At 74.3% G+C, this 18345-nt stretch carries 16 protein-coding genes; 10 read left to right on the top strand and 6 right to left on the bottom strand.

Annotated elements, in window-relative coordinates; translation table 11 throughout:
• Nucleotides 1–21 precede the first annotated feature (21 nt).
• A complete protein-coding gene (locus BMY88_RS24105) occupies nucleotides 22–945 on the bottom strand; it encodes a DUF559 domain-containing protein (RefSeq protein WP_211435491.1) in 924 nt (307 codons plus the stop codon).
• Between the two features lie 214 nt (nucleotides 946–1159).
• Here BMY88_RS24105 and BMY88_RS24100 point away from each other — a divergent pair, with 214 nt between their 5' ends.
• On the top strand, nucleotides 1160–2089 hold the full coding sequence (locus BMY88_RS24100) for an oxygenase MpaB family protein (protein WP_211435490.1): 930 nt from the start codon (nucleotides 1160–1162) through the stop codon (nucleotides 2087–2089).
• A 103-nt stretch (nucleotides 2090–2192) separates the two neighbouring features.
• Here the strand turns inward: BMY88_RS24100 and valS are convergent, their stop codons facing one another.
• A complete protein-coding gene (valS, locus tag BMY88_RS04450) occupies nucleotides 2193–4778 on the bottom strand; it encodes a valine--tRNA ligase (protein WP_091940575.1) in 2586 nt (861 codons plus the stop codon).
• Nucleotides 4779–4820: 42 nt separating this feature from the next.
• On the opposite strand from valS, the gene BMY88_RS04445 reads away from it, so the two are divergent.
• Together BMY88_RS04445 and BMY88_RS04440 are read left to right on the top strand one after the other, a co-directional pair.
• Entirely contained in the window at nucleotides 4821–6197 is a 1377-nt protein-coding gene (locus BMY88_RS04445) for a bifunctional folylpolyglutamate synthase/dihydrofolate synthase (protein ID WP_091940573.1), read from the top strand.
• Complete coding sequence (locus BMY88_RS04440) at nucleotides 6194–6598, top strand: DUF4233 domain-containing protein (RefSeq protein ID WP_091940571.1); 405 nt, start codon at nucleotides 6194–6196, stop codon at nucleotides 6596–6598. Before BMY88_RS04445 ends, BMY88_RS04440 begins: the two co-directional genes overlap by 4 nt.
• Nucleotides 6599–6613: 15 nt before the next feature.
• On the opposite strand, the gene BMY88_RS04435 is transcribed toward BMY88_RS04440, so the two are convergent.
• Both BMY88_RS04435 and BMY88_RS04430 read right to left on the bottom strand, forming a co-directional pair.
• Nucleotides 6614–7375: a sugar phosphate isomerase/epimerase family protein gene (locus tag BMY88_RS04435; protein WP_091940569.1), complete on the bottom strand. Its 762-nt coding sequence runs from the start codon at nucleotides 7373–7375 to the stop codon at nucleotides 6614–6616.
• On the bottom strand, nucleotides 7372–8607 hold the full coding sequence (locus BMY88_RS04430; protein WP_211435489.1) for a CaiB/BaiF CoA transferase family protein: 1236 nt from the start codon (nucleotides 8605–8607) through the stop codon (nucleotides 7372–7374). Before BMY88_RS04430 ends, BMY88_RS04435 begins: the two co-directional genes overlap by 4 nt.
• A 167-nt stretch (nucleotides 8608–8774) precedes the next feature.
• Between BMY88_RS04430 and BMY88_RS04425 the strand changes: the two genes are divergently transcribed.
• On the top strand, nucleotides 8775–9962 hold the full coding sequence (locus tag BMY88_RS04425) for a cytochrome P450 (RefSeq protein ID WP_091940565.1): 1188 nt from the start codon (nucleotides 8775–8777) through the stop codon (nucleotides 9960–9962).
• Here the strand turns inward: BMY88_RS04425 and BMY88_RS04420 are convergent, their stop codons facing one another.
• Both BMY88_RS04420 and BMY88_RS04415 read right to left on the bottom strand, forming a co-directional pair.
• On the bottom strand, nucleotides 9963–10613 hold the full coding sequence (locus tag BMY88_RS04420) for a TetR/AcrR family transcriptional regulator (RefSeq protein WP_091940563.1): 651 nt from the start codon (nucleotides 10611–10613) through the stop codon (nucleotides 9963–9965).
• Nucleotides 10614–10659: 46 nt separating this feature from the next.
• Nucleotides 10660–11442 (bottom strand): dienelactone hydrolase family protein, encoded by a 783-nt coding sequence (locus BMY88_RS04415; protein ID WP_091940561.1) that lies wholly within the window; start codon nucleotides 11440–11442, stop codon nucleotides 10660–10662.
• Between the two features lie 93 nt (nucleotides 11443–11535).
• Here BMY88_RS04415 and ndk point away from each other — a divergent pair, with 93 nt between their 5' ends.
• The 6 genes from ndk to BMY88_RS04385 all read left to right on the top strand — a co-directional run bounded on the left by ndk (nucleotide 11536) and on the right by BMY88_RS04385 (nucleotide 18344).
• Nucleotides 11536–11946 (top strand): nucleoside-diphosphate kinase, encoded by a 411-nt coding sequence (gene ndk, locus BMY88_RS04410; protein ID WP_091940559.1) that lies wholly within the window; start codon nucleotides 11536–11538, stop codon nucleotides 11944–11946.
• Between the two features lie 121 nt (nucleotides 11947–12067).
• A complete protein-coding gene (locus BMY88_RS04405; RefSeq protein ID WP_091940557.1) occupies nucleotides 12068–13105 on the top strand; it encodes an acyl-CoA dehydrogenase family protein in 1038 nt (345 codons plus the stop codon).
• A gap of 14 nt (nucleotides 13106–13119) precedes the next feature.
• Nucleotides 13120–14313 carry an acyl-CoA dehydrogenase family protein gene (locus tag BMY88_RS04400; RefSeq protein ID WP_091940555.1) on the top strand — a complete coding sequence of 398 codons (1194 nt, stop codon included), beginning with the start codon at nucleotides 13120–13122 and terminating at the stop codon, nucleotides 14311–14313.
• 1 nt (nucleotide 14314) lies between these two features.
• Nucleotides 14315–15508, top strand: a complete 1194-nt coding sequence (locus BMY88_RS04395; RefSeq protein WP_091940553.1) for an acyl-CoA dehydrogenase family protein — start codon at nucleotides 14315–14317, stop codon at nucleotides 15506–15508.
• Nucleotides 15508–16362: a MaoC/PaaZ C-terminal domain-containing protein gene (locus BMY88_RS04390; protein ID WP_091940551.1), complete on the top strand. Its 855-nt coding sequence runs from the start codon at nucleotides 15508–15510 to the stop codon at nucleotides 16360–16362. The genes BMY88_RS04395 and BMY88_RS04390 overlap by 1 nt, the downstream gene beginning before the upstream one ends.
• Nucleotides 16363–16409: 47 nt before the next feature.
• The gene (locus BMY88_RS04385) at nucleotides 16410–18344 is read left to right on the top strand and encodes a TIGR03960 family B12-binding radical SAM protein (protein ID WP_091940549.1); all 1935 of its coding nucleotides are present in this window, start codon (nucleotides 16410–16412) and stop codon (nucleotides 18342–18344) included.
• Nucleotide 18345: the final 1 nt, after the last annotated feature.

The following is an 18345-nucleotide window of genomic DNA, read 5'->3' as shown; positions in this document are numbered from 1 at the left end:
GCGGTTCTGGGCCACCGGCGTTCAACGGTCGGCCAGCCGGCGGCGGACGACCGCGGCGATCTCCCGCCGGCAGCCCTCCGGGTCGGTCGTCAGCCTGCGGTAGCTGAAGCGCAGCACCACCCACCCGAGCGCCGCCAGCGCCGTGTCCCGGCGCAGGTCCCGCTCCCGCTGCTCCCGGCTGCCGTGGAACGCGGCGCCGTCCAGTTCCACCGCCACCCGCGCGCCGGGCCAGGCGGCGTCGAGGTCGATCCGCCGTCCGTCCGGGAGGACGACGCGGTGCTGCTGGACCGCTGCCGGCAGCCCCGGCAGGCCCAGCACGTGGGTGACGCCCCAGATCTCCAGCTCGCTCTGGCAACCGTCCGCGACGAGGGCCAGCAGGTGCTCCAGCGAGGTGCACCCGGCGTGGCGCGGCTGGCGGGCGGACTCGGCGATCACGCCCTCGACGTCGACGGCGCGGGTCCGCGCGGCCTCGATGACCGCCTGCCGCACCACCGGCATCTCGCGGAGGGCGAGCTCGTTGCGTCGAGGACTGGACGCCCGGACCCAGGCGTCGACGAGGCTCCGGGCCGGGTCGAGCACCGGGAGGCCGCGGACCCGACTCATGGGCAGGCGCTGCGTGGTGCGGTGGACCACGACGCCCTCGGATCCGCGCGGCCACCGATCGGCGGGCACGGTCACGTGCAGCGGCCCAGCGGGCGTGGCGGGAACGAGCTCGTGCAGCGCCAGGGCCGAGAGGTGGCTGAGCGCCCCGCGGGACCAGAGGACGGCGGCGCGCGCCCGGACCGTCCAGTCGTGGGCCCGGTCGGCGAGCGCCACGACGCCGGGATGGACCAGGACCAGCGCGCCGCCGTCCAGCCATCGGCTGACACTGCTCGAGCTGGTGGCCCGGGTGACCCGGTCGCGGCGACCGGCGCCGTGGGGCAGCAGGGAGGCGAGTTCGTGCACCGGGGGATCGTGGCCCGGACCGGGCGCCGGTGCGGTCAGCCCTGTGGACAGCTCGACCGTTGGACCCGAGCGACCCGTTCCCACCGCGGAAACGGGCCGCCGAGGTCCATCGGTCGCCGGGGAAGCCCGCACCGGCAGCCGGGGAAGCCCGCACCGGCAGCCGGGGAAGCCCGCACCGGTAGCGGGGTGGCGCGCGCGTGGCACATTCGGAGAGGTGCGCCCCCTCGCCTCCCTGTCCGAGCAGGCGCGGGAGGCCTTCCGGGCCCGCGTCTCCGGTGACCCGACCGGAGCGCCGGAGTGGGTGCGCGACATCGCCCGCGTCGGCACCGGCCCCGGCTGGTTCGAGCCGGACGGCGTCGTCTGGCGGGTGCACGGCGACCTCTCCACGCTCGTCGGCGGGGTGGCGGCGCTGCTCGGCCAGGGCGCGCACCCGCTGGCGCTGGCCGGCGTCCAGCGGCACTCGGCCTACCGCGAGGACCCCTGGAAGCGGCTGGCCGGCACCGCCCGCTGGCTGGTGGTGAGCACGTTCGGTTCGGCGGAGCTGGCCGAGCGCGAGGCGGCGCGCGTGCGCGGCATGCACGCGAGCGTCCGCGGCAGCGTGCGCGGCCGGCCCTACTCCGCCTCCGACCCGACCCTCCTGCGCTGGGTGCACCTGGCCTTCACCGACGCGTTCCTCGCCGCCCAGCAGGGGGTGGGCAGCGATCTGGCGCCGCGCTTCGGCCGCGGCTGGCCCGACGCCTACGTGGGGGAGTGGTCCCGGGCGGCCCGCGAGCTCGGCGCGACCGACCTGCCGACGACGGCGGCCGAGCTGGCCGACGCCCTGGCGGCGTTCCGGCCCGAGCTGGAGCCCGTCCCGACGTCGTTGCGGTCGTTCCTCGCGGCGCCGCCCGGCCTCAGCCCGCCCGAGCGGCTCGTCTACCGCGGCCTCTCCGGCGCGGCGGCCTACCTCGTCTCGCCGTCGATCGCGGACTCCGCCGGGGTGCCCGGTCGCGGTGCGGGCGGCGCCGCGCAGCTCGCCGTCACCCGGGCGCAGCTGCGGCTGCTGCGCCGCACGCTCGGCCGGCACAGCCCCTCGGAGGAGGCGGCCCGCTGGCGGCTCGGCATGGGCCCGGCGCCGGCGTGGGCGCGCGACGACGCCGCCTGACGCCCGCTGAACCGACCGTCGTACCCGGAGAGCCCGGAATCGCCGCCGGAGTGGGCCACCCGGGTACGACGGTCGAGGCGCCAGAGCGGTGGAGCCGCAGCCGTCAGGCCTCCGGCACCGGCGCCAGGACGACGTCCACGCGCAGCGGGCCCGCGCCGGGGACCACCGACAGCGACGCGATCCGCCCGGCCGAGGCGAGATCGGCCCGGCCGGCCTCCACCAGCGCCACCTGGTCGGCCGGCGCGGTCACGACCGCGGACTCGACGTCGGCCCGCATCGACTGCTTGGCCTCCGACTTCGCCTTGCGCACCGCCGCCAGGGCCTCGGCGACCACCGTCCCGACGGCCGGGTCCCCGTCGGCGGGGAGCTCCGCGGCGACCGGCCACGGCGCGCGGTGCACCGACCCGGCCTGCCACCAGGACCAGACCTCCTCGGTGACGAACGGCAGCACCGGCGCGAACAGCCGCAGCTGCACCGACAGCGCCACCGCCAGCGCCGCCTGCGCGGACTCGGCGGCCGCGTCGTCGCCGTAGGCCCGGGACTTCACCAGCTCGACGTAGTCGTCGCAGAATGACCAGAAGAACGTCTCGGCGACCTCGAGCGCGCGGGTGTAGTTGTAGGCCTCCAGCGCGGCGGTGGCCTCGTCGACGACCGCCGCCAGGCCGGCCAGCAGCCCGCGGTCGATCGGCTCGGTCACCTGCTCGACGGCCAGCCCCGCCGAGGCGCCCAGCCCGAGCACGAAGCGGCCGACGTTGAGGATCTTCATGGCCAGCCGGCGGCCGACCTTCATCTGCGCCTCGTCGAACGGCGAGTCCGCCCCCGGCCGTGCGCCGGCGGCCCGCCAGCGGACGGCGTCGGTGCCGTAGCGCTCCAGCACGTCGATCGGCGTCACGACGTTGCCCTTGGACTTGGACATCTTCTTGCGGTCGGGGTCGACGACGAACCCGGAGATCGTCGCGTGCGACCACGGCACCGCGCCGAACTCGTAGTGCGAGCGGACCACGGTGGAGAACAGCCAGGTGCGGATGATGTCGTGCGCCTGCGGCCGCAGGTCCATCGGGAAGACCGCGGCGAACAGCTCGGGGTCGGTGTCCCAGCCCGAGGCCACCTGCGGCGACAGCGACGACGTCGCCCAGGTGTCCATGACGTCGGGGTCGGCCGCGAACCCGCCCGGCACCCCGCGCTGGGACTCGTCGAAGCCCGGGGGCACGTCGGACGACGGATCGACCGGCAGCGACTCCTCGGGGGCGACCAGCGGCTCGTCGTGGATCGGGAGACCCTCGGCGTCCAGCCGGTACCAGACCGGGAACGGCACCCCGAAGAAGCGCTGCCGGCTGATCAGCCAGTCGCCGTTGAGGCCCTCGACCCAGTTCTCGTAGCGGTGCCGCATGTGCTCGGGCACCCACTGGATCTCCCGGCCGCGGGCCACCAGCGCCTCGCGCAGGTCGGCGTCCCGGCCGCCGTTGCGGATGTACCACTGGCGCGTGGTGACGATCTCCAGCGGGCGGTCGCCCTTCTCGAAGAACTTCACCGGGTGGGTGATCGGCCGCGGCTCGCCCTCCAGGTCGCCGGACTCGGTGAGCAGCTCCACGATCCGCTGCTGCGCGCTGAACGAGGTCTTCCCCGCCAGCTCGGCGTAGACCTCCGCCGGGACGCCCGCCGGAGCCTCGGCCACGAACCGGCCGTCCCAGCCGATCACCGCCCGGGTCGGCAGCTGGAGCTCGCGCCACCAGGTGACGTCGTTGAGGTCGCCGAAGGTGCAGATCATCGCGATGCCCGAGCCCTTGTCCGGCTCGGCCAGCCGGTGGGCGACCACGGGCACCTCGACGTCGAACAGCGGCGTGCGCACCGTCTGCCCGAACAGCGGCCGGTAGCGCTCGTCGTCGGGGTGGGCGACCAGCGCCACGCACGCCGGCAGCAGCTCGGGCCGGGTCGTCTCGATGTGCACGGGGCCGGACGGGCCGGCGAACGCCACCCGGTGGTAGGCGCCGGGCCGCTCCCGGTCCTCCAGCTCGGCCTGGGCGACGGCGGTGCGGAAGGTGACGTCCCAGAGGGTCGGCGCCTCCTGCGCGTACGCCTCGCCGCGGGCCAGGTTGTGCAGGAACATCCGCTGCGCCGTGGCCCGCGAGGACGCCGAGATCGTGCGGTAGACGACGTTCCAGTCGACCGACAGGCCCACCCGCCGCCACAGCTGCTCGAAGGCCTTCTCGTCCTCCTCCGTCAGCCGCTCGCACAGCTCCACGAAGTTGCGCCGCGAGACCGGGATCTGGTCCTTGCCCGGCTTCTCCGGGGGCTCGAACGACTCGTCGTAGTGCAGCGACGGGTCGCAGCGCACGCCGTAGTAGTTCTGCACCCGGCGCTCGGTCGGCAGGCCGTTGTCGTCCCAGCCCATCGGGTAGAAGACGTGCCTGCCGCGCATCCGCTGGTAGCGGGCCACGATGTCGGTGTGGGTGTAGCTGAACACGTGCCCGACGTGCAGCGACCCGCTCGCGGTCGGCGGCGGTGTGTCGATGGAGAAGATTCGCTCGCGGGGGGCGCTCAGCGCGGCCGCCCGGTCGAAGGCGTAGGTGTCCTCGGTCGCCCAGCGGGCGGTCCACTTCTCCTCGAGGCCGTCGAGGGTGGGCTTCTCCGGTACGCCGACGTCGGCTCCCGGGGCAGTCGTGTCCGGGGTCGCAGTGTCGGGAGCCATGGGGCCCAGTCTAGGAACCACCCGGCTGGCATCCTGGGACGGATGACCAGCACCGGCCCCGGCGGGCGTCCCGCAGCAGCAGCCGGGCTCGCCCGCGTCGAGGAGGCACTGCTCGCGCGGTGGCCCGAGACCCGCCTCGAGCCCTCCCTCACCCGCATCTCCGCGCTGGTCGACCTGCTGGGCGCGCCGCACCGCGCGTTCCCGGTGATCCAGGTGGCCGGCACCAACGGCAAGACGACGACGGCGCGGATGGTCGACGAGCTGCTCCGCGGCTTCGGCCTGCGCGTGGGCCGTTTCACCAGCCCGCACCTGCAGTCGATGCGCGAGCGGATCGTCCTGGACGGCAAGCCGGTGACCCCGGAGCGCTTCGTGGAGACCTACGAGGACATCGCGCCGTACGTGCAGATGGTCGACGACGGCGGCGAGCACCCGATGTCGTTCTTCGAGGTCATGGTGGGCCTGGCGTTCGCGCTGTTCGCCGAGACCCCGATCGACGTCGCCGTCGTCGAGGTCGGCATGGGCGGGCGCTGGGACGCGACGAACGTGGCCGACGCGCGGGTCGCCGTCGTCACCCCCGTCGCCCTGGACCACGCCGAGTACCTCGGGCCCGACGTCGCGACCATCGCGGGGGAGAAGGCCGGGATCATCAAGGCCGACGCCGTCGCCGTGCTCGCCACGCAGCAGCCCGGGGCCCTGGACGCGCTGGTCCGCCGCGCGGTCGAGGTCGACGCCGTGGTGGCCCGGGAGGGCACCGAGTTCGGGGTGCTGGACCGGACCGTCGCCGTCGGCGGGCAGCAGCTGCGGCTGCAGGGGCTCGGCGGCGAGTACCCCGACCTCTACCTGCCGCTGTTCGGCGCGCACCAGGCGCAGAACGCCGCCACCGCGCTGGCCGCCGTCGAGGCGTTCCTGGGCGCGGGCGCCGCGACCGGCCCGATCGACGTCGAGACGGTGCGCGCCGCGTTCGCCGCCGTCCGCTCCCCGGGCCGGCTGGAGCGGGTGCGCACCTCGCCGTCCGTGCTGGTGGACGCCGCGCACAACCCGGCCGGCATGGCGGCCACGGTGGCCGCGGTCCGCGAGTCCTTCGACTTCACCCGGGTGGTCGGCGTCGTCGGCTGCGTCCGCGGCAAGGACGTCTCCGGGATGCTGGCCGAGCTCGAGCCCCTGTGCGCCGAGCTGGTGGTGACCCAGCACGACTCGCCGCGGGCCATGCCGGCCGACGAGCTGGGGGCGCTGGCCGTCGACGTCTTCGGCGCCGACCGGGTGAGCGTCTCGCCGCGGCTGCGCGACGCGCTGACCGAGGCGATGGAGCTCGCCGAGGCCGGGCCCGACGACGCCCTCGGCGGGTCCGGCGTCCTCGTCACCGGCAGCGTGATCACCGCAGGCCAGGCGCGGGCCCTGCTCGGCGGGAAGACGCGGTGACGGCGGCCGACCCGGTCCGGGCGGCGAAGGCGATGCGCGGATCGGCCGCCGCCGTCCTGCTGCTGGAGGGGATCGCCGTCCTGTTCGTGCCGCGCGCCATCGCGTGGAGCGGCGACGGGCTGACCGGCGGCCGGCTCACCACCCTGCTGGTGCTCGCCGTCGTGCTCGTGCTCGCCAGCGGGGTGCAGCGGCGGCCGTGGGGCCTGATGGCCGGCACGGTCCTGCAGGTGCCGCTGCTGCTGACCGGGCTGATCACCAGCTCGATGTGGTTCGTCGGCGGGATCTTCGTGCTGATCTGGCTCTACCTGCTGCAGGTGCGCAAGGAGCTGCTGGGCTCGCCGTTCGGCGAGCCGGCGGTGCCGGCCCCCGGCGACGACGACGGGGCACCCACCGCCGGCTGACGGGACCGCGGGCGGTCAGCTCCAGAAGCGGGCGGTGGTGTCGTGGGCGGCGCGCGCGAACTCGGCCACGGGGAGCCGGACCAGCTCGGCGTTGAGCACCTCGACGCTCACCGTGCCCGCCCAGCCGCGGTCCAGCAGCGTGCCGGCGAAGCGCGCCAGCTCGAACGTGCCCTCCCCGGGCCAGAGCCGGCGGTCCATCGTCTCGGTGAAGCCGTCGTCGCCCAGGGGCTCGGGCGCGTCGGAGAACTGCAGGTAGGCGATCTCCTCGAGGGGGATCCCGGCCAGCTGCTCCCACGTGCTGTCGCCGCGGGAGAAGTGCCAGGTGTCGATCATGACCGCGGCCCGGCCGGGGTCGGCCGCGGCGACGAGCTCCCGGGCCGCGGCGATCGAGGTGACGACCCCGAGCGGGCTGAACTCGATCGCCAGCCGGGCGCCGGCCTCGGCGACGACGTCCGCGCAGCGGCCCAGCAGGGCGGCGGTCTCCGCCGACGGCGGCGCGGCGGGGACGGTCAGCACCCAGGGCGCTCCCACCGCCGCGGCCGCCGCGGCCAGCTGCCGGGCGGCGGCCAGGGTGCGCTCCTCGTTGCGCGACACCATGAGCGCCATCAGCTCCGAGCAGCGCACGCCGGCGCCGGCCAGGGTGGCCGCGGCGCCGGGGGCCGACGCGCGGTCGACGCCGAGGCCGATCCCGGCGAAGCCCGCGGCGCCCGCGGCGGTCGCGAGCTCGTCGGTGCCGGCGGTCCACCGGCCGTCGGAGGTCAGCGCGAAGTCGATCACGTGACGGCGCCCTCGATCTTCAGCGCGATGAGCTCGTCGTCGTCGATGCCGAGCTCGCGGAGGATCTCGTCGGTGTGCTCGGCGTGCTGCGGCGCGCGCCGGACGTCGGGCGGCGTCTCGTCGAACTGCACCGGCGCCAGCACCAGTTCGCGCTCGATCCCGTCGACGTCGGTGACGGTGCCGATGTAGCCGTTGGCGCGGGCCTGCGGGTCCAGCCCCGCCTCGTGGTAGTTCTGCACGAGGGCCCACTGTCCCTGGGCGCCTTTCATCGCGGCGCGGAACTCCTCGAGGGTGTGCGCGCCGATCATCTCGGCCACGTGGACGGCGGCCTCCGCGGCGTTGGCGATGACCTTGTCGCCGGTGTCGAACCGCTCGTCGGTGACCAGCTCCGGGCGGCCCAGCCGCGCGCAGATCTCCGGCCAGTAGCGGCCCGGCTGCAGCATGCCCAGCTGGATCCAGCGGCCGTCGGCGCTGCGGTAGGCGCCGCCGGACAGCGGGTTCCGCGGCGAGCCGTGCTTCATCGGCGCCATCCTCGGCAGCGGGCCGCCGGCCAGCAGCGAGGCGTTCACCCCGAACGACGACGTCCACAGGCCGACGCCGAGCAGGGAGACGTCGATGACCGACGGCTCGCCGGTCGCGGCGCGCCGGTACAGGGCGGCGGCGATGCCGCCGGCGATGGTCATGCCCCCGATGTTGTCCCCGTAGGCGCCGGTCGGCATCGGCAGCAGCGCGTCGAGCTCGACCGGGGTGATCGCGTCGGCGTGGCCGGAGCGCGCCCAGAACGCCGTCTGGTCGTAGCCGCCGTTCGGGCCCTCGTCGCCCTTGGGACCCATCCCGGTGCCGCGCATGTAGATCACGTCCGGGTTGATCGCCCGGACGTCGTCGACGTCGACGCCCAGCTTCTTCCGTGTCGGCTCGCGGAAGTTCGTGACGAAGACGTCGGCGCCGCGGATCAGCTCCTCGAACACGCGCCGGCCACCGGCGGTCTCCAGGTCCAGGCCGATGCTGCGCTTGCCCCGGTTGGGGCCCTCCATGATCGGGAAGAAGGTCGACGACGCCACGCCCTGGTCCAGGCCCAGGATGCTGACCAGGCCGCGCTGCGCGTCGCCGGTCTCGGCGTGTTCGATCTTGATGACGTCCGCGCCCCAGTCCGCCAGCACGGCGCCGGACGCCGGCACGAACGTGAACTGGGCGAGTTCGACGATCCGCACGCCCTCCATCGGTCGGCTCACGGCGGTCCTCCTGGTGTCGGGGCGGAAAAATCTGAACGGTGGTTCGGAATCTGGATCCATGGTTCAGTGCTGAACGTATCGGAGTGGCGCACGTCACGACAAGGCCTTGACGGCGATGCCCGCGCGGGTCTTGTCTGCGCCCACCGCGACCGAAGGGGAAGCGACCCATGACCCAGACCATGTCGGCCGACGACGTCGTCCAGACGCTGCTCACCAACCAGTACGGGATCGTCTGGGACGACGACGCCCCGCAGGTCTGGCACGACCTGTCGTCGCAGCCGCCGCGGCGGGTCGGCGCGGAGGTGGTGGTGACCGCCTCGGCGGACGTCGACCGGGTCCTGCACGAGCCGGGGGTGTTCTCCTCCGGCCCCGAGGGCAGCTTCCTCGGGTCGGAGTCGGGGCTCATCCCGCTGCAGATCGACCCGCCCGAGCACGCCCGCTACCGCCGGATCCTCGACCCCATGTTCTCGCCGAAGCGCGTCGCGCCGCTGGAGCCGGGGCTGCGGGCGCTGATGCACGAGTGCATCGACGCGTTCGCCGGCCGGGGCCGCTGCGACTTCGGCCGGGAGGTCGCCGTCCCGTACCCGGTGGGGACCTTCCTCGACCTGCTCGGCCTGCCCCAGTCGGGGCTGCCGGAGTTCGTCCGGCTCAAGGACGACATCATCCGCGGGGGCGTCGGCGGCACCCTCGAGCAGTCGATGGCGGTCCGCCGCCACGCGGGAGCGGAGATCTCGGCGCTGTTCCAGGAGGCGCTCACCGAGCGCGAGGGCGCCCCCCGCGACGACCTGCTGACGGCCCTCGTCGAGCGGGAACGCGCCGGCGACCTCAGCCGGGAGAACTCGATCAACATCTGCCACCAGCTGCTCATCGCCGGCCTGGACACCGTCACCGGAACCCTGGAGTGCGCGTTCGGGCTCCTCGCCCGGCGTCCGGACCTGCAGCCCGCCCTCGCCGACCCCGCCGCCGTCCCGTTCGCGGTCGAGGAGCTGCTGCGCTGGGCCGCCACCAGCCCGTCCCAGACGCGGCGCGCGGTGCAGGACGCGGACGTCGGCGGCGTCCACATCCCCGCCGGGACGCACGTCAGCGTCGTCCAGGGCACCTGGAACTTCGACCCGGACAAGTTCCCCGACCCGCTCACCGTCGACCTGGCCCGCCCCGCCAACCGGCACGCGACGTTCGGCCTCGGCCGGCACCGCTGCCTGGGCTCCAACCTCGCCCGGCTGGAGCTGCGGATCGCGCTGGAGGTGTGGCACCAGCGCATCCCCGCGTACCGGCTGGCCGAGGGCTACGAGCCGGTGTACTCGCCGGTGCTGCGCGGCATCCCGGACCTGCAGCTGGAGTTCGACCCGCGCTGATCAGGCGGGTCGGACGACGAACGTCGCGCGCAGCAGGTCGAGGAACTCCTCCAGCGTCAGGGCGGCGCCGGCCTGCTCGTCGATGACGTGGTGCGCGCTGACCATCGCGGAGAACATCCGGGCCAGGGCGCCGGGGTCGCCGGTGCGCAGCAGCCCGTCGCGCTGCCCGGCGGCGATGACCCCCGCCTGGAGCTCCATCGCCCAGCGGTAGCCCCCCTCGTAGTTGCGGGCGATCTCACCCCCGGGCAGGTCGGCGCGGGCGCCGGGGGAGACGAACGCCGTGGTGATCCGGGCCCAGTTCGGGTGCTCCCGGAACCAGCGGACCTGCAGCTCGGCCAGGCGCAGCAGGCGGACGTCGGCCGGGGCGTCGTCCCGGGCGAGTTCCGTCATCCGCGGGGTCAGCCCCTCGCCGGAGCGCGCCAGGACGGCGGCGAACAGCGCGTCCTTGCCGTCGAACACCGAGTACAGCGAGCCGACCGAGACCTCGCACCGCGCGGCGATCGCCTTCAGGTTGGTGCCGTGGTAGCCGAGCTCGGCGAACATCTCCTCGGCGGCGTCGAGCACCTGCGACCGGAACAGGTCGACGCGCTGCTGCCGCCGCTCCTCCCGCGGGGACGCGGCGGGGGCGCCCTCGGCGGCGTCCGCTGTCATCGACGCCCCTCCGTCCGTCCTGCGGCGTGGGGCACCACGGTAGCCGTCACGCGTCCGCGCCCGGTCCGGTCCCGCCGACGCCGGAGGAACCGCTCAGGTGCGCGCGCAGGAAGGCGGTGGCGTCGGCCCAGGAGGCGCGGTCGGCGGCGTCGTCGCGCAGCGGCGCCACCGGAGCGCAGAACGCGTGCCCGGCGTCCGGGGACACGAGCAGCCGGTGCCCGCCGGTGGTCCCCGCCAGCCGGTCGCGGAGGTCCTCGAGCCGCTCGGGCGGCAGCACGGGATCGCGGTCGCCGTACAGGAACAGCGCCGGGCACCGCAGCGCCCAGAGCAGGTCGACGGGGTGGACCGGTGTGCGCGGGGTCAACTCGGCGAACCACGGCTGGCTCGGGAAGAAGAGGACCGCGGCGGCGATCCGGTCGCTGAGCTCCGCGGCCAGCAGGGCGAGGGTGCCGCCGGTGCAGTAGCCCCAGACGGCGATCCGGTCGGGGTCGACGTCGTCGCAGCCGGCGGCGTAGGCCACCGCGGTCAGCAGGTCGCGCGTCCCGCGGCGGAAGTCCAGCGCGTCGATGAACCGCATCACCTCGGTGAAGTCGGTGTAGGCCTCGGGGTCGCCCGGTCCGGCCCCGCGGTAGTAGTCCGGCACGACGACCACGTGGCCGGCCTCGGCGAGCCGGGTGGCGACCTCGGTGGCGAAGCGGTTGGGCCCGTAGGCCTCCACGCCGAGGATCACGGCGGGGTGCGGCCCGGGTGTCGGCGGCCGGACCACCAGGGTGGGGACCGAGCCACCGTCCGCGGCGGGCAGGTCGTGGACCGAGTGGTGGGTGTCCATGCCGGAGCAGTACCGCAGTGCGGTGCCCGCCGTCGAGCCCCCGCCCGCGACCGACCGGGGCTCGGGGTGGCGGGGTCGTTAGGCTCCCGCACCGTGACGGAACGCACGCTTGTCCTGGTCAAGCCCGACGGAGTGGCCCGCGGCCTGGTCGGCGAGGTGATCTCCCGGTTGGAGGCCAAGGGCCTGCGCCTGGTCGCCGCCGAGCTGCGCACCCTGCCCCGGGAGGTCGCGGAGCAGCACTACGGCGAGCACCGCGACAAGCCCTTCTTCCCCTCGCTGGTCGAGTTCATCACCGGCGGCCCGCTGGTCGCCCTCGTCGTCGAGGGCCCCCGGGCCATCGAGGCGTTCCGGGCGCTGGCCGGCGCCACCGATCCGGTGAAGGCCGGCCCCGGCACGATCCGCGGCGACCTCGCCCTCGAGGTGCAGCGCAACATCGTGCACGGCTCGGACTCCCCGGAGTCGGCCGCGCGCGAGATCGGCCTGTTCTTCCCCGCCCTGACATAGCCCTCGGCGGCCGCGCCCGACCCGCGTCCCGCCGTCCGGCGGGGCGGCGGGGACCGTCCTGTGCGCGACCCGCCGAGGGGCCACTTGTCGGCTGCGGCGGCGGTGTGATGCATTTACAGGCATGGAACGATTCGAGCTGCGACTCCAGGACTTCAGCCTGGACGACGACCAGCAGGCGGTGCGCGAGGGGTTCGGCGACTTCTTCACCAAGGAGGTCCCCTCCTCGCGGGTGCGCGACGCGGAGCCGCTCGGCTTCGACGCCGACCTCTGGCAGCGCCTGGTGGCCATGGGCGCGACGTCGATGGCGCTGCCCGAGGCGGCCGGCGGTGACGACGCGACCCTGGTAGACCTCGTGCTCGTGGCCGAGGAGCTCGGCAAGGTCGTCGCCCCGGTGCCGCTGGTCTCGCACGTCGTGGCCTCGCGGCTTCTGGCCCGCGCCGGAGGTGCCGCCGAGCTGCTGACCGCTGCGGCGGGCGGCGAGCGGATCGTCACGCTCGCCCTGCAGCCCGTCGTCGGGAGCAACCGGCAGCTCGTGCCCGACGCCGCGGTCTCCCGAGACGTGCTCGCCTGGTCGGCCGACGGCCTCGCGCTGCACACGCTCGCCGAGCCGGCCGCGCACGTGCCCAACCAGGGCTCGACCCCGCTGGCCTGGTTCGACCCGGCCGCGGGGGAGCGGACGGTCCTCGCGAGCGGTCCCGAGGCGGAGGCGTTGTTCCGCGCCGCCGTCGCCGAGTGGAAGCTGCTGACGGCCGCCGCGCTGGTGGGCCTCGCCGACTCCGCCCTGAACCTGGGCGTCGAGTTCGCGAAGAGCCGCCGCACCCTGGGCGTCTCCATCGGCTCCCTCCAGGGAGTCGCGTTCCCGCTGGCCGACGTCGTCACCGAGATCGCCGGCGCGCGCAACCTGACCTACAAGGCCGCCTGGTACGCCTCGCACGAGCCCGGGGCGCGGCCCGACCTGCCCCTGGCGGCCTTCGTCCAGGCCGCGCACGCCGCCACGGAGTCCGCGTGGGTGTCCGCGCACACCCAGGGCGGGCTCGGCTTCACCGTCGAGGCCGACATCAGCCTGTTCTTCCTGCGCGCCAAGGGCTGGAGCGTCCTCGGGGGCGACCCCGGCGCCGACCGCCGCCAGGTCGCCGCCGCGCTGCTGGCCTCGGTCTGAGGGGGGACGACGACATGGACTTCGGCACCGTCGACCTGACCCCCGAGCAGGAGGCCTTCCAGCGGGAGGTCCGGGCCGTCCTCGGCGAGATCATGACCGAGGAGGTGCACGAGCACGAGCGCCGCACCGGCGACGGCTTCAACGAGGGCGTGCACCTGGCCCTGGGCAGCCGCGGGTGGCTGTTCCCCGCCTGGCCGGTCGAGGACGGCGGCGCCGGCCTGGACCGCGTCTGCCAGCGCATCCTCGCCCTGGAGATCGCCCGCCACCAGGTCCCCACGATCACCATGGGCACCACCAACCTGGTCTGGGCCGCGGTCGAGCTGTCCTGCGACCCGGAGCTGACCGCCGAGCTCAAGCCGGAGGTCGCCGCGGGCCGGGTGCGCTTCTGCCTGGGCTACAGCGACCCGGAGGGCGGCTCGGACATCGCCGGGGCCACCCTGCGCGCCGTCCGGGACGGCGACGAGTGGGTGCTCAACGGCTCGAAGCTGTGGACCACCGGTGCGCACAACTGCCAGTACACGTTCCTGCTCACCCGGACCGACCCCGAGGCCCCGAAGCACAAGGGCCTGACCATGTTCCTGGTGCCGCTGGACGCCCCGGGCGTGGAGATCCAGGCGATCCGCACCTACGGCGGCGAGCGCACCAACGCCGTCTACTACACCGACGTGCACGTGGCCGACCGGTACCGGATGGGCGAGGTCAACGGCGGCTGGGCGACCCTGCAGGGCCCGCTGTCGGCCGAGCACGGCGCGGGCCGGCCGGACGACGGCCTGTCCGACATCGCCATGTTCATGGGCACCCGGGAGTTCGAGCGGGCCATCGACGCGGCGGCCCGCTGGGCCAAGCGGACGTCCCGGCCGGACGGCACGCTGGTCGCCGACGACCCGGCCTTCCTCGACCGGCTGGGCCGGCTCGCCGTCTCCACCGAGGCCAGCTGGGTCACCCCCGCCGCGATGGGGCGGACCAAGAGCTCGCTGTCCTTCATCGCCGGCATCGCGGAGCTGATGGACATGGTCGGACCCGAGGCGGTGCTCGCCCACGGCGCCGAGGGCGCCATCGAGGGCGGCGAGATCGACTTCGCCCACCGCTTCGCCCAGGGGACCGCCACCTACGGCGGCACCACCGAGGTCTTCAAGGGCATGATCGCCCAGCACGTCCTGGGCCTCCCGCGGCTCAACCTGCCCGGCAGCAAGCAGTGGGTGCGCTGACATGGACTTCGCCCCTGTCGAGCTGACCCCCGAGCAGCAGGCCTTCCAGCGGGAGGTCCGCGCCTTCCTCGACGAGATCGTCACCGAGGAGGTGCACGAGCACGAGCGGCGCACCGGCGACGGTTTCGACGAGCGCGTGCACCTGGCGCTGGGCAGCCGGGGCTGGCTGTTCCCCACCTGGCCGGTCGAGCACGGCGGCGCGGGTCTGGACGACGTCTGCGCACGCATCCTCGCGCTCGAGCTCGCCCGCCGGCGCGTCCCGTACGTCACCTCCGGCACGACCGGCGGCGTCTGGCCCGCCGTCGAGCGGTACGGCGCCCCCGACCTCGTCGCCGAACTGCGGCCCCAGGTGGCCACCGGCCGGGTGCGCTTCTGCCTGGGCTACAGCGACCCGGAGAGCGGCTCGGACATCGCCGCCTCGCACACCCGCGCCGTCCGGGACGGTGACGAGTGGGTGATCAACGGGTCGAAGATGTGGACCACCGGTGCGCACAACTGCCAGTACACGTTCCTGATCACGCGCACCGACCCCGAGGCCCCGAAGCACAAGGGCCTGACGATGATCCTCGTGCCGCTGGACTCACCGGGCGTGGAGATCCAGGCGATCCACACCTACGGCGGTGAGCGCACCAACGCCGTCTACTACTCCGACGTGCACGTCGCCGACCGCTACCGCCTCGGCGAGGTGAACGGCGGCTGGGCGGTGCTGCGCGGCCCGCTGGACGAGGAGCACGGGGACGGCCGCGGCAACGGCCTGGACGACCTCTCCATCGGCGTCGGCTACACGCGGGAGTTCCAGCGGGCCATCGACGCCGCCGCCCGCTGGGCCAAGCGGACCAGCCGGCCCGACGGCACGCTCGTCGCCGACGACCCGGTCTTCCTCGACCGGCTCGGCCGGCTCGTCGTGGAGACCGAGGCGGCGGACGCGACCCCCGGCCCGATGGGGCGCAACAAGGCCTCGCTGTCGTTCATCGCCGGCATCGCCGAGCTGGTCGACCTGGTCGGCCCGGAGGCACTGATCGCGCACGGCGGCGAGGGCGCCGTCGACGGGGGTGCGATCGACTACGCGCACCGGTTCGCGCAGGGGACGGCGACCTACGGCGGCACGACCGACGTCTTCAAGAACATCATCGCCCAGCACGTCCTCGGCCTGCCGCGCCTGCGGCTGCCCGGGGACAAGCAGCTGGTCCGCTGATGGACACGACGAAGGTCCCGCTGGGGCGGACGAGCGCACCGTTCGAGACCACCTGCGACCCCGGCGAGATCGCCGCGTTCGCCCTCGCGGTCAACGACGACAGCCCGCTGTACGCCGACGGCCGCGCTGTGCCCCCGACCTACGCCGCCGTCCCCGGGCTGCAGCCGTTCCTGGCGTCGGTGGCCCTCCCGGCCGAGGCGACCGAGAGCGGGTTCGGCGCCGGGCACGGCGAGCACGACCTGCACATCCACAAGGTGCCCCGCCCGGGCACGGTGTTGACCACGACGTCGGAGGTCTGCTCCGTCTCGGTCAACAAGGCCGGGATGAACGTGTTCAACCGGGTGGCCAGCGTCGACGAGGCCGGGGAGCTGGTCTACGAGCAGTTCTGGTCGGTGATGTACGTCGGCCCGACGACGGGCGGCGACCAGGGCCGCGAGCTCGCCGACCACTCGTTCCCGGACGAGGCCCGCTCCCGGCCGGTCGGCACGATGGTGCTCGGCACCACGGCGGACCAGACCTTCCGCTACGCCGGTGCCTCCGGCGACCGCGCGATCATCCACGTCGACGACCGCGCGGCGAAGCGGGCCACCGGCAGCGACCGCGGCAAGTTCCTGCAGGGCCTGTGCACGCTCGGCATCGGCACCCGGGCACTCGTGGCCCTGGCCGCCGGCGGCGACCCGAACCGGATCCGGCGCGTCGCCGTCCGGTTCAGCCGCTACGCCTACCCCGGCGACGAGGTCGCCGTCTCGGTGTACGACGCCGGGACGACGACCGGTGGGCGCCGGGCGTTCGCCTTCGAGGCCACCTCCGGGGGACAGACGGTGCTGCGCAACGGGTGGGTCGAGGTCGAGTAGGCGACCGCCCGGGCGCGGGCGGGGCACCCGTCTACCCTGGACGGGTCATGAACGGACAGACGTTGTACCCCCGCCTCGAGCCCCTCTTCGCGCAGGTCCAGAAGCCGATCCAGTACGTCGGCGGCGAGCTGAACTCCCAGGTGAAGCCCTGGGACGACGTCGCCGTCCACTGGGCGCTGATGTACCCCGACGCCTACGAGGTGGGGCTGCCCAACCAGGGTCTGATGATCCTGTACGAGGTGCTCAACGAGCGCCCCGACGCCCTCGCCGAGCGGACCTACGCCGTCTGGCCCGACCTGGCCGGCCTCATGCGCGAGGCCGGCGTCGGGCAGTTCACCGTCGACAGCCACCGCGCCGTCGCCGACTTCGACGTCCTCGGCGTCAGCTTCGCCACCGAGCTCGGCTACACCAACCTGCTCGAGGCCCTCGACCTCGCCGGCATCCCGCTGCACGCGGTCGACCGGGACGAGGACTCCCCGGTCGTGGTCGCCGGCGGGCACGCCGCGTTCAACCCCGAGCCGGTCGCCGACTTCGTCGACTGCGCCGTCCTGGGCGACGGCGAGCAGGCCGTCGGCGACATCACCGACGTCGTCAAGGCGTGGAAGCAGCAGGGGCGGCCCGGCGGCCGCGTCGAGCTGCTGGCCCGCCTGGCCCGCGTCGACGGCGTGTACGTGCCCCGCTTCTACGCCGTCTCCTACGGCCCCGACGGCGCGATCACGGGCGTGACCCGCACGCGGGACGACGTCCCGGCGACGGTCGGCAAGCGCACCGTCATGGACCTCGACGAGTGGCCCTACCCGAAGACCCCGCTGGTTCCGCTGGCCGAGAGCGTGCACGAGCGGATGAGCGTGGAGATCTTCCGCGGCTGCACCCGCGGCTGCCGCTTCTGCCAGGCCGGCATGATCACCCGCCCGGTGCGCGAGCGGACGATCACCGGTATCGGCTCGATGATCGACCAGGGGCTGCGGGCCACCGGCTACCAGGAGGTCGGGCTGCTGTCGCTGTCGAGCGCCGACCACTCCGAGATCGGCCAGCTGGCCACCGAGCTGGCCGACCGCTACGAGGGCACCAACACCGGCCTGTCGCTGCCGAGCACCCGCGTCGACGCCTTCAACGTGACCCTCGCCAACGAGCTGTCCCGCAACGGCCGCCGCTCCGGGCTGACCTTTGCCCCCGAGGGCGGCAGCGAGCGGATCCGCCGGGTGATCAACAAGACGGTGTCCAAGGAGGACCTGATCCGGACGGTCAGCACCGCGTACGCCAACGGCTGGACGCAGGTGAAGCTCTACTTCATGTGCGGGCTCCCGACGGAGACCGACGAGGACGTGCTGGAGATCGCCGAGCTCGCCACGGAGGTCATCCGCGCCGGCCGGGAGGCCAGCGGCCGCAAGGACATCCGCTGCACCGTCTCGATCGGCGGGTTCGTGCCCAAGCCCCACACGCCGTTCCAGTGGGCCGCCCAGGCCAGCGCCGAGACCATCGACCACCGGTTGAGGGCGCTGCGCGCGGCGATCAACGCCGACCGGAAGATCGGCCGGTCCATCGGCATGCGCTACCACGACGGCAAGCCCGGCGTGATCGAGGGACTGCTCTCCCGCGGCGACCGCCGCGTCGGCCGGGTGATCGAGCGCGTGTGGCGCGAGGGCGGCCGGTTCGACGGTTGGAGCGAGCACTTCTCGTTCGAGCGGTGGACGGCGGCCGCCGCCGCGGAGCTCGCGCCGCTGGGCGTCGACCTCGACTGGTTCACCACCCGCGAGCGCGAGGAGCACGAGGTCCTGCCCTGGGACCACCTGGACTCGGGGCTGGACAAGGAGTGGCTCTGGGAGGACTGGCAGGAGGCGCTGGCGGGGGAGGAGGTCAGCGACTGCCGCTGGACCCCCTGCTACGACTGCGGGGTCTGCCCGACCAACGGCACCGAGATCCAGATCGGGCCCACCGGGCGCAGCCTGCTGCCCCTGACCCCCGTCGGTCCGGGCGCCTGAC

The organism is Trujillonella endophytica (assembly GCF_900110555.1).
Classification (GTDB): Bacteria; Actinomycetota; Actinomycetes; order Mycobacteriales; family Geodermatophilaceae; genus Trujillonella; species Trujillonella endophytica.
This window is presented reverse-complemented; position numbering and strand designations above follow the sequence as displayed.

Excerpts from the sequence above, each read along its gene's own strand:
- valS (WP_091940575.1), bottom strand. The coding sequence starts at position 4,778 with ATGGCTCCCGACACTGCGACCCCGGACACGACTGCCCCGGGAGCCGAC.
- BMY88_RS04445 (WP_091940573.1), top strand. The coding sequence starts at position 4,821 with ATGACCAGCACCGGCCCCGGCGGGCGTCCCGCAGCAGCAGCCGGGCTC.
- BMY88_RS04425 (WP_091940565.1), top strand. The coding sequence starts at position 8,775 with ATGACCCAGACCATGTCGGCCGACGACGTCGTCCAGACGCTGCTCACC.
- BMY88_RS04420 (WP_091940563.1), bottom strand. The coding sequence starts at position 10,613 with ATGACAGCGGACGCCGCCGAGGGCGCCCCCGCCGCGTCCCCGCGGGAG.
- BMY88_RS04415 (WP_091940561.1), bottom strand. The coding sequence starts at position 11,442 with ATGGACACCCACCACTCGGTCCACGACCTGCCCGCCGCGGACGGTGGC.
- BMY88_RS04405 (WP_091940557.1), top strand. The coding sequence starts at position 12,068 with ATGGAACGATTCGAGCTGCGACTCCAGGACTTCAGCCTGGACGACGAC.
- BMY88_RS04400 (WP_091940555.1), top strand. The coding sequence starts at position 13,120 with ATGGACTTCGGCACCGTCGACCTGACCCCCGAGCAGGAGGCCTTCCAG.
- BMY88_RS04395 (WP_091940553.1), top strand. The coding sequence starts at position 14,315 with ATGGACTTCGCCCCTGTCGAGCTGACCCCCGAGCAGCAGGCCTTCCAG.
- BMY88_RS04390 (WP_091940551.1), top strand. The coding sequence starts at position 15,508 with ATGGACACGACGAAGGTCCCGCTGGGGCGGACGAGCGCACCGTTCGAG.
- BMY88_RS04385 (WP_091940549.1), top strand. The coding sequence starts at position 16,410 with ATGAACGGACAGACGTTGTACCCCCGCCTCGAGCCCCTCTTCGCGCAG.